Raw genomic sequence first — 13,443 nt, 5'->3', positions numbered from 1 at the left:
CCTCAGTCCAGCGTCACGCTCTGGCGCAGGGCACCGCTTGTGCGGTCGAAGATCAGGAAGCGGCCGTCATCGGTCACCACGCCATACCAGTCCGCCCCGATGGTCACGGCCTGCGCCGAGGCGCCCTCGGGCAGGGTGATCGTGTCGGGCAGGGCGGGCACGGCGGCAGGAGTCGAGAGGCGGATGACAAGCAGCACGATCACGATTACAAGCCCGACGATCATTACCGCGGCGAGGGTCGTGACCAGCCGGCGCAGGAAGCGCAGGTTGGCGGGCTCTTCCGTGGCATCCGGGGAGGGCGTCATGGCTGTCCGTCGCGTCAGGTTCATCATCGCGGAGGATCCGCCGCCGCGCCTTGATAAGGCGCTTGCCCGCGATGTGCCAGAGACGGCGGCGCTTTCGCGCACGCGGCTTGCGCGGCTGCTGGCGGACGGGGCGGTCCGGTTGGACGGGCAGGTGGTGCGCGATGCGCGGCTGCGCCCGACTGCGGGGGCGGAGGTCGATATCACCCTGCAGGAGGCGGCGGAGAGCGTGATCGCCCCGGAGCCCATCGCGCTTTGCGTCATTCACGAGGATGCCGATATCGCGGTGATCGACAAGCCGGCGGGCATGGTCGTGCATCCCGCGCCCGGATCGCGCGAGGGCACGCTGGTGAATGCGCTGCTGCATCATTTCGGCGCGGATCTCTCGGGTGTCGGCGGGGTCAGGCGGCCGGGAATCGTGCATCGGCTCGACAAGGATACGAGCGGGCTTCTGGTCGTGGCCAAGACCGACGCGGCGCATCATGGGCTTGCCGCGCAGTTCGCCGCGCATCGGGTGGAGCGCGAGTATCGTGCGCTCTGTTACGGCGTGCCGGATGCGGGCGATCCCCGGCTGCGCGGCATCCGCGGGGTGTCCTTCGAGCCGGGCGATACGCTTTGCATCACCACCCAGCTTGCGCGCCATCCGGCCGAGCGGCAGAAGCAGGCTGTCCGTTTCGAGGGCGGGCGCCATGCGGTGACGCGGGTGCGGGTGATCGAGGCGTTCGGGGTGCCGCCGGTGGCGGCGCTGCTGGCCTGCCGGCTCGAGACCGGGCGCACCCATCAGATCCGCGTTCATCTGGCGCATTGCGGCCATGGGCTGATCGGCGATCCGGTTTACGGCGGGCAGCGGCGGCTCACGGCGCGGGCGCTCGACCCGGCGGCGGTGGCCATGGCCGGCGGGTTTCCGCGTCAGGCGCTGCATGCGGCGCGGCTTGGCTTTGATCATCCCGTGACCGGACGGGAGATGCGCTTTGATGCCCCGCTGCCGCCCGATATGGCGGACCTGGTTGCGGCGCTGCGCGTTCATCCCTGAACGGGCGCGGCGTTCCGCCCGCCGTTCTTTGCGGAAATCCCCTGGAGAAGCGGCGCGACGGTGCTGCCGGTCGGGCCCGTTTGACGTGTCCGTAACCTGATTGTGTATTGAATGCGACGAAACCTGACGCATATAGTATGTTAAGTGGTAAAACCTGCCCTGAAATCCGAAGGGGGGACTATTGATGGCGAATTACGCAAATCTGCCGGCGCCGACGCCCGAAGGCGGGCTGAACCGGTACATGCAGGAAATCCGCAAGTTTCCGCTGCTCGAGCCGGAAGAGGAATACATGCTGGCCAAGCGCTGGGTCGAGGAAAACGACATCGAGGCGGCGCACAAGATGGTGACGTCGCATCTCCGGCTCGCGGCCAAGATCGCCATGGGCTATCGCGGCTACGGGCTGCCGCAGGCCGAGGTGATCTCGGAGGCGAACGTGGGCCTCATGCAGGCGGTGAAGCGGTTCGATCCCGAAAAGGGCTTCCGGCTTGCGACCTATGCGATGTGGTGGATCCGGGCCTCGATCCAGGAATATGTGCTGCGCTCCTGGTCGATGGTGAAGCTCGGCACGACCAGCGCGCAGAAGAAGCTGTTCTTCAACCTGCGCAAGGCCAAGGCCCGGATCGGTGCGCTGGAAGAGGGGGACATGCACCCCGACAACGTGAAGCAGATCGCCGAGGATCTCGGAGTGACCGAGGCCGAGGTGGTCAGCATGAACCGGCGCATGAGCGGCGGGGATGCCTCGCTCAACGCGACGGTGGGCGCGGACAGCGAAGGTGCGCTCGAATGGCAGGACTGGCTGACCGACGACGATGCGGACCAGGCGGCCGATTATGCCGAGCGCGACGAGATGGAAACGCGGCGCGAGCTGATGCTTGAGGCGATGGAGGTTCTGAACGACCGGGAGAAGGATATCCTTGTCAAGCGCCGCCTGAGCGACGAGCCGCTGACGCTCGAGGAACTGAGCGGGCAATATGACGTGAGCCGCGAGCGCATCCGCCAGATCGAGGTGCGCGCCTTCGAGAAGCTCCAGAAGAAGATGCGCGATCTTGCCCGCGAGAAGGGTATGATGGCCGAAGCCTGATCAGCCCCGATCGACCCTGACAGCCGGCCGCCGGCAACGGCGGTCTTGCAAAGCGGAGCGACCCTGCCCATCCTTGGAGCAGGGTCTTTCCTGTCGGAGGCCCGGTCGGGCCGGATCGGAACCGGCGTGGCGAGGAGGAAAACATGGCAGTGGGCTGGGCGCGCGATGGCGCCGTGAACGAACAGATCGAAGCGTCGATATCGGACGAACTGGCGCGGATGCGCGCGCAGCAAGAGCGCCAGGTCGGCGAGAGCCGCACCCATTGCGCGGAATGCGAGGAGCCGATCCCCGAACAGCGCCGCCATGCGCTGCCGGGGGTGAAGCTGTGCATCGAATGCCAGCAGGAGCGCGATGGCCGCGTCAGCGACCGCGGCGGCATCAACCGGCGCGCCAGCAAGGACAGCCAGCTGCGCTGAAGCGCTCGTCAGGAAAAGTTGCGGAGCGAGGCAGGGGGCGCTGCCCCCTCTTGGCCTGCGGCCAATTCACCCCCGGGATATTTCTGCCAGAAGAAGGCCGGACGACCGTGCGGATCAGCGGCGGGGTCCGCCACGCCAGCGCCGCCAGAGCGGGCGCAGGTCGATCGCGGCGATGGCGATGCCGAGCGGGATCATCCAGAAGCCGAGCACCGGCAGGAAGCCGAACAGGCCGAGGACGACCAGCAGCAGCCCGAGCAGGGCGCGCAGCCCGCGCGGCACGCGCAGGCGCACCCAGGCCCGGAAGCGGCGCAGGCGCTTGCGAAAGCCCTGGCCGAGGCGCTGGCCGGGTTGGTTGCCGATGGCCGTCAGCTTTCCATGGCTTCGAGATCGTCGATCATTCCGGCGATCATGCCGAGCCCCTTGTCCCAGAAGCGCGGATCCGAGGCGTCGAGCCCGAACGGGGCGAGCAGTTCCTTGTGGTGCTTCGAGCCGCCGGCCTTCAGCATGTCGAAATACTTGTCCTGGAAACCGGGCGCGCCCTCGGCATAGACCGAATAGAGCGCGTTCACGAGCCCGTCGCCGAAAGCATAGGCATAGACGTAGAAGGGCGAGTGGATGAAGTGGGGGATATAGCTCCAGAAGGTTTCGTAACCGTCCATGTAGCTGAAGGCGGGGCCGAGGCTTTCGGCCTGCACGCTCATCCAGAGCGCGTTGATGTCGTCGGGAGTGAGTTCGCCCTGGCGCCGCGCCGCGTGGAGCTTGCACTCGAAGTCGTAGAAGGCGATCTGGCGCACCACGGTGTTGATCATGTCCTCGACCTTGCCGGCCAGAAGCACCTTGCGTTCCGCCTCGTCCCGGGCGTTGTCGAGCAGGCGGCGGAAGGTCAGCATCTCGCCGAAGACGCTCGCGGTCTCGGCAAGGGTGAGCGGGGTGGCCGAGAGCAGTTCGCCCTGGCCCGCGGCGAGCCGCTGATGCACCCCGTGGCCGAGTTCATGGGCGAGCGTCATCACGTCGCGCGGCTTGCCGAGGTAGTTCAGCATCACATAGGGGTGCACATCGGTCACCGTCGGATGGGCGAAGGCGCCGGGGGCCTTGCCCGGTTTGACCGCCGCGTCGATCCAGCCCTTGTCGAAAAAGGGCTGCGCAAGGTCCGCCATGCGGGGATCGAAGGACGAGTAGGCGGCGAGCACGGTGTCACGGGCCTCGGTCCAGGCGATGCTGCGGGGGGCCTCCATCGGCAGGGGGGCGTTGCGGTCCCAGATCTCCATGCGGTCGAGCCCGAGCCAGCGGGCCTTCAGCTGATAGTAGCGGTGGCTGAGCCGCGGATAGGCGGCGACCACCGCTTCGCGCAGCGCCTCGACCACCTCGGGTTCGACGTCATTGGCAAGGTGGCGCGCGGTCTGGGCGGTCGGCATGCCGCGCCAGCGGTCGATCACTTCCTTTTCCTTGGCCTGGGTGTTGTGCACCCGCGCGAAGGTGCGGATATTCGCCTGCAGCACGCGGGCGATGGCACGCGCCCCGGCTTCGCGACGGGACCGGTCCTGTTCGGTCAGCAGGTTCAGCGCGCCCTCGATGTTGAGCGTCTCGCCATCGACCTCGAATTCGAGGCCGGCGATGGTTTCGTCGAACAGCCGCTCCCAGGCGTCGCCGGTCACGCCGAGATCGTGCAGGAAGCGTTCGAGTTCGTCGCTGAGCTGATAGGGTTTCAGCTTGCGGATGCGGTCGAATACCGGCTTGTAGCGGGCGAGATCGGCATTCGCGGCGAAGCGTTCGGTCAGGAAGGTGTCGTCCAGCCGGTTCAGTTCGAGCGTGAAGAACACGAGCGGCGTGGTGTAGTTGGTGATCTTTTCCTGACAGTCGGAGAGGAACTTCGCGCGCTTTCCGTCGGTGGTCTGCTGGTAGTGGCGCAGGCCCGCATAGGACATGATGCGCCCCGCCACCGCGTCGATGCGTTCGTTGCGCAGGATGCAGTCCAGAAGCCCGGCCGCGTCGAGTTCGGCCAGCCGGCCCTCGTAATCGGCGGCGAAGCTTGCGCAGGCCTTTTCCAGCCAGTCGAGATCGCGCTTGAGTTCGGGCGCATCCTCGCCGCTGTAGAGATCGTCCAGATTCCATTCCGGAAGGTCGCCTGATGGATGTGCGCCGGTATCGGCCTGGGCGTCGCGGAAGGGGCGGGACTGGTGCAGCATGGAAACCTCGGGACATGAATGGTGCCGCTACATCTAGGCCCATGATCCGTTCCGCACAAGGCGGCCGCGTGCGGGCATCGTGGCAGGCGGCGCGGATCGGGATCGGGACTCAGGGGTCGGGGGCGCCGGAAAACAGGGCACTGAGCCGGTCGAGCAGGGGCGCGCGGATCTGCGGGCGCTCGACCAGGAGTTCATGCCGCCCGCCCGCCATCACCTCGAGCGCGCCGCCGGGCCAGCGCCGCATCCGCTCGGTCACGGCGGCACGGTCGATGATGCGCTCCTCCTCGCCGCAGAAGACGCGGCAGGGAATGCGGGGCGAGGGGCGCGCGCGCAGGCCGCGGCATTCGCAAAGCGCCTCGCGCAGCCAGCGCAGGCTTGGCCCCCCGATGCCGAGCTCGGGATGGGCGGCGACATGCGCGCGCAGCATCGCATAGATTTCGGGATCCGAGGTCAGGGTGTTGTCGGCAAAGGCGTGGCGCTCGACATAGGGCGGCAGCGCCGTGCCCGGGGCGCGCCGGTGATCGAGCCCGGCAAGGGACGCGGCGCGGGTCAGGGCGCAGGCGAAGGCATGCAGCATGGCGGGCATGGCGATGCCCCACATCGGCCCGGTGAAGGCACAGCTCTGCACCGCGAGCCCGTCCATCAGCGCGCGCAGGCCGATCGCGCCCCCCATGGAATGGGCAAGCAGGTGCCAGGGCAGGGGCAGATGCTGTTCATGGGCAAACAGCAGTGCCGCCGCGAGGTCATGCTGGTAATCCGCGAATCGCTCCACATGGCCGAGCCGCCGCTCCGGCAGGAGCCGCTCGGACAGGCCCTGGCCGCGCCAGTCGATCACCAGCGTGGCCAGCCCCCGTTCCCGGAAGCCGTCGGCGGTGGCGGCGTACTTCTCGATATATTCGGTCCGCCCGGGCAGCAGCAGCACGGTTCCCCGGGGCTGCGCCGGGCGCCAGACCGCGACGCGGATGCGCAAGCCGTCGGCGGTCCGCAGCCAGAATGCCTCACCGGCCGGCTGCGTCCCCGGCATGTCGGTCAGATAGGGGGCAGGATCGGTCGGGCGTGGCGTCATGGCCGGGTCAGGAGATGAGCGCCGCCAGTTGCATCGCCTTGCCCATGTCGCCGTCGATCTTCAGCTTGCCGGACATGAAGGCGCTGGTCGGGTCGAGATCGCCGTCGAACAGGGCGCGGAACGTGTCGCTGTCGGCCGAAAGCGTGACATCGGCCGGTTCGTCGGCGATGCGGGCGCCCTCTGCATCGAGAATGAGGCTGCCCTCGCCTTCGATGTCGAAGCGGGCGCTGCCGTCGAAGGCGCCGGCGGCCACGCGGTCGTTCAGATTCGCGGCCGCGGCGTTCAGAAATTCACTCATCTTGGTCCCTTCTGTCTGTCGGATGTGCCGGATCGGTGGCGAGTGATGCCGAACCCGTTGGAAACCACCGCCTGCGGCGTTACACTGGGCACCGATATGAGTACGAAGGGCCCGAACATCAAACTTATCCTCGCGGCACTGGCGGCCATAGTCATGTTTTCCCCACCTTCGGGCCTCGCGCAGCCGGCGCAGGGCGGCGCGGATGCAGCTGACGAGGCGGCGCTGCTTGCCGAACTGGCCGAGGCCGATGCCGAACGGGCGCCGCAGATCGAGGCGCGGCTGCAGGCCATCTGGTCGCGGAGCGGATCGCCCGCCATGGATCTCCTGCTCGAACGCGGCCGCCGCGCCCTCGAAACCGGCGATGCGGGGGCCGCGCTCGACCATCTGGGCGCGCTCACCGATCACGCGCCCGATTTTGCCGAAGGGTGGCACCTGCGGGCCTCGGCCTGGTTCGAGGCCGGGCGGTTCGGCCCGGCGCTGTCCGACCTGGAACGCGCGCTGGCCTTGAATCCGTCGAACTACCGCGCAATCTACGGTCTGGGCATGATCCTGGAAGAGCTTGGCGACAAGGCGCCTGCCCTGCGGGCATATCGGCGGGCGCAGGCGATCGCACCGCAGGATGCCCATATCGCGGCGGCGGTCCGGCGTCTCCAGCAGGCGGTCGGCAGCCGGGAGCTTTGACTTCGCCACCCGTCAGGAACGGGAATCGGCGGGAAAGGTGGTCGGATCGGCATCATGAACGGGGCAACGCGTGTTCTGGCCGTGCTCGGCCCGACCAATACCGGCAAGACCCATTACGCGATCGAGCGGATGCTGGGCTATCGCAGCGGCGTGATCGGCCTGCCGCTGCGGCTTCTGGCGCGCGAGGTCTATGACCGGATCGTCGCGATCCGGGGCCCCTCGGTCGTGGCGCTCGTCACCGGCGAGGAACGCATCGTGCCGCCGCGCACGCAATACTGGGTCTGCACGGTCGAGGCGATGCCCGAAGGGCTCGGCACCGATTTCGTCGCCGTGGATGAAATCCAGCTTTGCGCCGATCCCGAGCGCGGCCATGTCTTCACCGACCGGCTGCTGCGGGCGCGGGGGCATCACGAGACGCTGTTTCTCGGGTCGGACACCATGCGCGGCCCCATCGCGGCGCTGGTTCCCGAGGCGCAGTTCCTGCATCGCGAACGCATGTCGCAGCTTTTCTATACCGGGGCGAAAAAGCTGTCGCGCCTGCCGCCGCGCAGCGCCATCGTCGGGTTTTCGGTCGAACATGTCTATGGCATCGCCGAACTGATCCGCCGCCAGAAGGGCGGTGCGGCGGTGGTCATGGGCGCGCTGAGCCCGCGCACGCGCAACGCGCAGGTCGCGCTTTACCAGAACGGCGAGGTGGATTACCTGGTCGCGACCGATGCGATCGGCATGGGGCTCAACCTCGACATCGACCATGTGGCGTTCTTTTCGCTGACCAAGTTCGACGGGCGGCGGATGCGCCCGCTTGCGGCGGATGAGCTTGCGCAGATCGCCGGCCGGGCCGGGCGCGGCATGTCGGACGGCACCTTCGGCGTCACGGGCGAGGCCCATGCGCTGGACGACAGCGTGGCGCAGGCGATCATGGATCACCGCTTCACCCCGCTCCGGCGGCTGAACTGGCGCAGCGCAGCGCTGCGCTTCGGCAGCCCCGAGCAGCTTGTCGCCTCGCTCGAGGCGGCGCCGCAGCACGAATCCCTGACCCGCGCCCGCGAGGCCGACGACCTGAGGGCGCTGAAGGCGCTTGCCGGGCAGGCCGAGGTCGCCGCGCGCGCCAGCGATCCGCAGTCGGTGCGGCTGCTCTGGGATGTGTGCCGCATTCCCGATTTCCGCGGCATCAGCCACGGGGAACATGCGGCGCTGCTCGGGGTTGTCTTCAACAGCCTGCATGAACGCGGGGCGCTGGCCGACGACTGGCTGGCCCGCCAGATCCGGCAGATCGACCGGACCGACGGGAACATAGATACGCTGAGCCGGCGGCTGGCGCATATCCGCACATGGACCTATGTGGCGCAGCGGCGGGGCTGGACCCGTGACGAAAAGCATTGGCGTGAAGAAACCCGCGCGGTAGAAGACAGGGTGTCGGATGCGCTGCATGCGCGTCTGACGCAACGTTTCGTGGATCGGCGCACGTCGGTGCTGCTGCGCCTGCTCAAGCAGAAGGAGGCCCTCTTGGCCGAAGTGAACGACAAGGGTGAAGTGACCGTCGAGGGCGAATATGTCGGTCGGCTGAGCGGGTTCCGCTTTTCACCGGACCGCGAGGGCAATGCCGGCGGCGGCAACCAGGGCGGCATCGGCGACAAGACGGTGAAGTCGGCGGCGCTCCAGGCGCTCGGGCCGCAGTTCCAGCTCCGGGCGGACCGCTTCTACAACAGCCCCGATACCGAGATCGACTTTACCGATCAGGGCGGGCTCATGTGGGGCGATGCGGCGGTCGGAAAGCTGGTCGCGGGGGCGGATCCGCTCCGGCCGCAGGCCGTGGCCTTTGTCGATGACGAGGCCGGCCCCGAGATCGTCGAGAAGGTGCAGCGCCGGCTGCAGCATTTCATCGACCGCAAGATCGCCGCGCTGTTCGAGCCGCTGCTTCTGCTCCAGCGCGACGAAAGCCTGACCGGTCTTGCCCGCGGCTTTGCCTTCCGCATGGTCGAGGCGTTCGGCATCCTGCCCCGCGCGGGCGTAGCCAACGAGGTGCGCGACCTCGATCAGGACGCCCGGGGGGCCCTTCGCAAGCACGGGGTGCGCTTCGGTCAGTTCACGATCTTCATGCCGCTTCTGCTCAAGCCGGCGCCGACGCGGCTGCGGCTCGTGCTCTGGGGGCTGGCACAGGGGCTCGATGAATTTCCCGAGGCGCCGCCGCCGGGGCTCGTGACGATCCCCGAGGCGGGGAACGTGCCGGAAGGCTATCATACCATGTGCGGCTATTATGCCGCCGGATCCCGCGCGATCCGTATCGACATGCTGGAGCGGCTGGCGGACATGCTGCGCGCGGAAGACGGGCGCGCCGGTTTCGAGGCCAGCGCCGATATGCTGTCGATCACGGGCATGACGCTCGAACAGTTCGCGGACCTGATGCAGGGGCTCGGCTACCACGCCGAACGCGGCGAGCGCCTGCGCGAAAAGCCGGCGCCCGCCGGGGAGGAGGAACCGGCCGCGCCTGCGGCGGGCGACGGTGCCGAATCCGCCGAACCGGCCGAACCCGACGCGGATGATCGCCCGGTGATGGATCGCGGCGCCGAAGCGGCCCCGGTCGCGCCCGACGCCGGGCCGCCCCCCGCTGCCGCCGACAGCCTGCCCGAGGCGGCAACGCTTGCCGACGAGGGCATCGCGCCGAGCATCGACGAGGGACGGGAGGGGATCGAGGTCGGCTCCCACATTCCGACGGTCAGCGAAGGCGAGGTGCCGGTTGGCGCGGCCGCCGATGCCGCGCTGCGCGAGGATTCGGCCCCGGTCGATGTGGCCATGGGCGATCTGCCCGAGGAAGCCGATGAGGACTCTGGTGAAGGTCCGGCCAATGATGCTGCCGCGGCGCGCGGCGAAGCGACCCAGCCCGAAACCGAGGTGTTCTTCACCTTTACCCGGCGGCGTTCGCGCCCGGCCCGGGGGGGCGGCGGTGGCGCGCGCGACAAGGGGGCGGAACGCAACCGCGGCCGGCGCGACGACAGCGGTCAGGGGCGCGAGCGGGGACGCGGCAAGGGTGCCGCCGCCAAGGGGCGCGGGCGAAAGCCGGACGGCAAGGCCGATGGGAAACAGGATGGCGCGGCGCGCAAGTATTCCGCCGAACCGCCCCGGCGCGACAAGAAGATCGACCCGGACAATCCCTTTGCCGAGGCGCTGATGGCTTTGCGGGACAATCGCTGACGTGGCCGATCCGGCTGCCGGCAAGCTGCGCATCGACAAGTGGCTCTGGCATGCGAGGTTCTTCCGCACCCGCAGCCTTGCCGGAAAGGCGGTCCGCGAGGGGCTTGTGCGGCTGAACAGCGAGCGAATCACCAAGCCGGCGCAGCAGGTCGGCGAAGGCGATGTGCTGACCTTTCCGCGGGGACGGCAGGTGGTCGTGGTGCGCGTGGTCGCGCCCGGTCTGCGCCGCGGCCCGGCCGAGGAGGCGCGCGCCTTGTTCGAGCTGCTCTCGCCCCTTCCGGTGCCGGAGCCCGGGCCGGCGTCCTGATTCGCCCGCCTTCGGGCCGGGTGGCGGGGCGCGGCGCGAATTTCGGGAAGCGGCCGGAACGGTCAGCCTCGGGCCGGCGGGCGCAGGGGAAACCAGGCCAATCCCGCAGCCGGGATGCGACTTCTGGTCTTGATTGGCCGGCGGCGCTTGCAGAGCGCGGACGAGGCAATTAGCTAGGCAGCAGAAGTGAAACGGAAAGTCTCCCATGACATATATCGTCGCTGACAACTGCATCGCGTGCAAATATACCGACTGCGTCGAGGTCTGCCCCGTGGATTGCTTTTACGAGGGCGAGAACATGCTGGTGATCCATCCCGACGAATGTATCGACTGCGGAGTCTGCGAACCCGAATGCCCGGCCGAGGCGATCTTTCCCGATACCGAGCCCGACATGGACAAATGGGTGGAGTTCAACCGCAAATATGCCGAACTCTGGCCGGTGATCGTCAGCAAGAAGGATCCGCTCCCCGAGGCCGAGGAACGCGACGGCGAAAGCGGCAAGCTCGAGAAATACTTTTCCGAGAATCCGGGCGAGGGCGGCTGACCCGTCATGACTGCGCGGGCCGCCCCTGGGGGCACCCTGATCCCGTCGGATTGAATGCTTCCGACGAGGCGGTTTTTATGTTATACTTCTCGTTGAATGATGGTTCTCGTCGGATCAGCGCCGGGCGCGGGATTGCGCTCTGAATCTTGTGCATCACAGTCGCAGCTGCTTGAGGCAACGATTTTGCCTTGGGGGCTGCTTGTGCGTTGTAAGGTGCGTTGTCCGACCGGTTGGCAGCGAAGGGAAACCGAATGTCGAAGGCAAAAGAAGCGGAATTTCGTCCCAATGATTATGTCGTCTATCCGGCGCACGGAGTCGGGCAGATCATCTCGATCGAGGAGCAGGAGGTTGCCGGGCTGAAGCTCGAGCTTTTCGTCATCTCGTTCGAAAAGGACAAGATGACGCTGCGGGTGCCGACCAACAAGGCCGCGGATATCGGGATGCGTTCGCTTTCGAGCCCGGCCATGATCGACAAGGCGATGAACACGCTGAAGGGCAAGGCCCGGGTCAAGCGGGCCATGTGGTCGCGCCGGGCGCAGGAATACGAACAGAAGATCAACTCGGGCGATCTGATCTCGATCGCCGAAGTGGTGCGCGACCTGCATCGCAACGACGATCAGCGCGAGCAGAGCTATTCCGAACGCCAGCTTTACGAAGCGGCGCTCGAACGTCTGACCCGCGAAGTGGCGGCGGTGAGCGGCGCCGACGAGGAACAGGCCGCCCAGCGCGTGGGCGATGTGCTGACCTCGCGCGCCGCCTGATCGGCCGGCTTCGGGGTGACCGGGGCCGAATAACGGAAACGGCCGTGCCTCCGCTTCGGAGCGCGGCCGTTTTCTTGCGTTCTGGCCGGGTCAGGATGTTCGGTCAGGACAGCGCAAGCAGGGCAAGCAGCACGGCGATTTCGGCAATCTGCTGGCCGGCGCCAAGGATGTCGCCGCTTTGCCCGCCGATCCGCGCCCGGGCCAGCAGGCCGAACCCGATCAGCGGCACGGCAGCGGCCAGCGCGGCAATCAACGCGCCGCTCCCGCTCACCGGCAGCACGACAAGCAGCGCAAGCAGCAGCGCGATCAGCGCCGGTGCCGCTCCCGGGCGACCGACGCCATGCGCCAGCCCGTCGCGGCGCGCATGGGGCAGGGCGGCCATCAGCACCGCCAACATGGCGCGCGAAAGCACCGCCGCCGCGAAAGGTGCGGCCCAGACCTGCCCGGCGGCGATCAGCGCCGACAGCGCGATCCCCCGCAGCGCAAGCGCCAGGATAAGCGCAAGCACGCCGTAACTCCCGATATGGCTGTCGCGCATGATGGCAAGGCGCCGCTCGGCGGTCTGGCCACCCCAGAGCCCGTCGGCGCTGTCGGCAAGCCCGTCCTCGTGCATTGCGCCGGTCACCATGATCTGCGCGGCAAGCATCAGCGCCGCCGCGACCGGTGCCGGCAACCCGAGCCCGAGCGCGAGCGCCCCCGCCGCGCCGGCGATCAGGCCGATCAGCACCCCGGCAAGCGGAAAGGCCCAGACCGCCTGCGCCTGCCGGCCGAAAGCGGCATCGGGCTGCGCCGGCAGGGGCAGGCGCGTCAGCAGCAGGAGCACGACAAGGGCGTCGCGCGGTCGGATCAGGGCGGTATCGTTCGGTCTGGCGGTCATGGGGCCGGTCGCTCGCGTCAGGGAATGCGCGCTTCCGGTTCAAGCCGCTTGCCGCGCCGCCGTCCAGAGCGAATTCCGCCCCGAACGAAAAAGGGGCACCATCGGTGCCCCTTTTGCCTGCCCTTTCCGAGTGGCGCGCTGCCTCGTCCGCGCCATGTCCGTCGGCTTTTTTTGCTCTTAAAGACCGGCGGCGATGTCGATGCGGGCCTGTTCGAGGACCGAGCGCACCTGCGGGGTGAAGCTGCGCCAGATGTCCATGCGGAAATCGGTCTCTCCGTCGCGCCACAGCACCACGGTTGCGCTTTCAAAGAGGGTGCGCGCGCCGCCGCCCGGGGGGATCGAGGCCAGGTCGCGGGGGCAGCCTGCGGACAGCAGGTCAAGCACCCCCGGCCCCGAAAGGCGCAGGCTGATTTCGCGGTCGCTGATGTCGCTGAGGCTGTGGGGAATGTCGCTTGCCCGGGCGGCTTGCGTCAGTGCCGCGCCGTCGCGGGCAATGACCAGCCATTCGTCCGGCCCGAGGCAAAGCGCCTCGCCCGCTTCGGCACTGGCGCGCGTGCCGATCCGTTCGGGCAGATCGAGCCCGAGCACGGCGGCGAGTGCCGCGCGCTGTTCGGGGCGAACCCGTAGCGAGAACCGCGCCTGCGGTGCCATGTCCTCGATCGTCACGCCGGCGGTATCCTGGTTTTGCTGTGCCATCTC

15 protein-coding genes are annotated in these 13,443 nt (G+C 68.1%); 8 read left to right on the top strand and 7 right to left on the bottom strand.

What is annotated here, in order from left to right; translation table 11 throughout:
- Window positions 1-2: 2 nt before the first annotated feature.
- Entirely contained in the window at window positions 3-305 is a 303-nt protein-coding gene (locus B0B01_RS03545; RefSeq protein WP_076647480.1) for a DUF6476 family protein, read from the bottom strand.
- On the opposite strand from B0B01_RS03545, the gene B0B01_RS03540 reads away from it, so the two are divergent.
- The 3 genes from B0B01_RS03540 (at window position 304) to B0B01_RS03530 (ending at window position 2,832) form a co-directional block, all read left to right on the top strand.
- Complete coding sequence (locus B0B01_RS03540) at window positions 304-1,335, top strand: RluA family pseudouridine synthase (RefSeq protein ID WP_076647477.1); 1,032 nt, start codon at window positions 304-306, stop codon at window positions 1,333-1,335. The two genes, B0B01_RS03545 and B0B01_RS03540, sit on opposite strands and share 2 nt — an antisense overlap.
- A gap of 184 nt (window positions 1,336-1,519) precedes the next feature.
- Entirely contained in the window at window positions 1,520-2,416 is an 897-nt protein-coding gene (gene rpoH, locus B0B01_RS03535; RefSeq protein WP_076647474.1) for an RNA polymerase sigma factor RpoH, read from the top strand.
- 143 nt (window positions 2,417-2,559) lie between these two features.
- Window positions 2,560-2,832, top strand: a complete 273-nt coding sequence (locus B0B01_RS03530; RefSeq protein WP_076647471.1) for a DksA/TraR family C4-type zinc finger protein — start codon at window positions 2,560-2,562, stop codon at window positions 2,830-2,832.
- A gap of 114 nt (window positions 2,833-2,946) precedes the next feature.
- Here the strand turns inward: B0B01_RS03530 and B0B01_RS03525 are convergent, their stop codons facing one another.
- The 4 genes from B0B01_RS03525 to B0B01_RS03510 form a co-directional block, all read right to left on the bottom strand.
- Window positions 2,947-3,123 carry a hypothetical protein gene (locus B0B01_RS03525; RefSeq protein WP_234967696.1) on the bottom strand — a complete coding sequence of 59 codons (177 nt, stop codon included), beginning with the start codon at window positions 3,121-3,123 and terminating at the stop codon, window positions 2,947-2,949.
- A 74-nt stretch (window positions 3,124-3,197) separates the two neighbouring features.
- Window positions 3,198-5,018: a M3 family oligoendopeptidase gene (locus B0B01_RS03520; RefSeq protein ID WP_076647468.1), complete on the bottom strand. Its 1,821-nt coding sequence runs from the start codon at window positions 5,016-5,018 to the stop codon at window positions 3,198-3,200.
- Between the two features lie 109 nt (window positions 5,019-5,127).
- Window positions 5,128-6,084 carry an alpha/beta fold hydrolase gene (locus B0B01_RS03515; RefSeq protein ID WP_076647465.1) on the bottom strand — a complete coding sequence of 319 codons (957 nt, stop codon included), beginning with the start codon at window positions 6,082-6,084 and terminating at the stop codon, window positions 5,128-5,130.
- 7 nt (window positions 6,085-6,091) lie between these two features.
- Window positions 6,092-6,382 (bottom strand): SCP2 sterol-binding domain-containing protein, encoded by a 291-nt coding sequence (locus B0B01_RS03510; protein WP_076647460.1) that lies wholly within the window; start codon window positions 6,380-6,382, stop codon window positions 6,092-6,094.
- A gap of 96 nt (window positions 6,383-6,478) precedes the next feature.
- Between B0B01_RS03510 and B0B01_RS03505 the strand changes: the two genes are divergently transcribed.
- From B0B01_RS03505 to B0B01_RS03485, 5 genes are all read left to right on the top strand, one after another.
- Window positions 6,479-7,063, top strand: coding sequence for a tetratricopeptide repeat protein (locus B0B01_RS03505; RefSeq protein WP_076647457.1), 585 nt, complete (start codon window positions 6,479-6,481; stop codon window positions 7,061-7,063).
- A gap of 54 nt (window positions 7,064-7,117) precedes the next feature.
- Complete coding sequence (locus tag B0B01_RS03500) at window positions 7,118-10,255, top strand: helicase-related protein (RefSeq protein WP_076647453.1); 3,138 nt, start codon at window positions 7,118-7,120, stop codon at window positions 10,253-10,255.
- Between the two features lies 1 nt (window position 10,256).
- Complete coding sequence (locus B0B01_RS03495; protein WP_076647450.1) at window positions 10,257-10,562, top strand: RNA-binding S4 domain-containing protein; 306 nt, start codon at window positions 10,257-10,259, stop codon at window positions 10,560-10,562.
- A gap of 205 nt (window positions 10,563-10,767) precedes the next feature.
- Window positions 10,768-11,106 carry a ferredoxin FdxA gene (fdxA, locus tag B0B01_RS03490; RefSeq protein WP_076647447.1) on the top strand — a complete coding sequence of 113 codons (339 nt, stop codon included), beginning with the start codon at window positions 10,768-10,770 and terminating at the stop codon, window positions 11,104-11,106.
- A gap of 251 nt (window positions 11,107-11,357) precedes the next feature.
- Window positions 11,358-11,867: a CarD family transcriptional regulator gene (locus B0B01_RS03485; RefSeq protein ID WP_076647444.1), complete on the top strand. Its 510-nt coding sequence runs from the start codon at window positions 11,358-11,360 to the stop codon at window positions 11,865-11,867.
- 103 nt (window positions 11,868-11,970) lie between these two features.
- Here B0B01_RS03485 and cobS read toward each other — a convergent pair whose 3' ends face one another.
- Window positions 11,971-12,744: an adenosylcobinamide-GDP ribazoletransferase gene (cobS, locus tag B0B01_RS03480; protein ID WP_076647441.1), complete on the bottom strand. Its 774-nt coding sequence runs from the start codon at window positions 12,742-12,744 to the stop codon at window positions 11,971-11,973.
- A gap of 177 nt (window positions 12,745-12,921) precedes the next feature.
- Window positions 12,922-13,440, bottom strand: coding sequence for a sarcosine oxidase subunit gamma (locus tag B0B01_RS03475; protein WP_076647438.1), 519 nt, complete (start codon window positions 13,438-13,440; stop codon window positions 12,922-12,924).
- Between the last annotated feature and the right edge of the window lie 3 nt (window positions 13,441-13,443).

It is taken from the genome of Pontibaca methylaminivorans (assembly GCF_900156525.1).
Taxonomy (GTDB): Bacteria; Pseudomonadota; Alphaproteobacteria; order Rhodobacterales; family Rhodobacteraceae; genus Pontibaca; species Pontibaca methylaminivorans.
The sequence above is the reverse complement of the archived record's forward strand: the minus strand, read 5'-3'. Positions and strand labels throughout refer to the sequence as shown.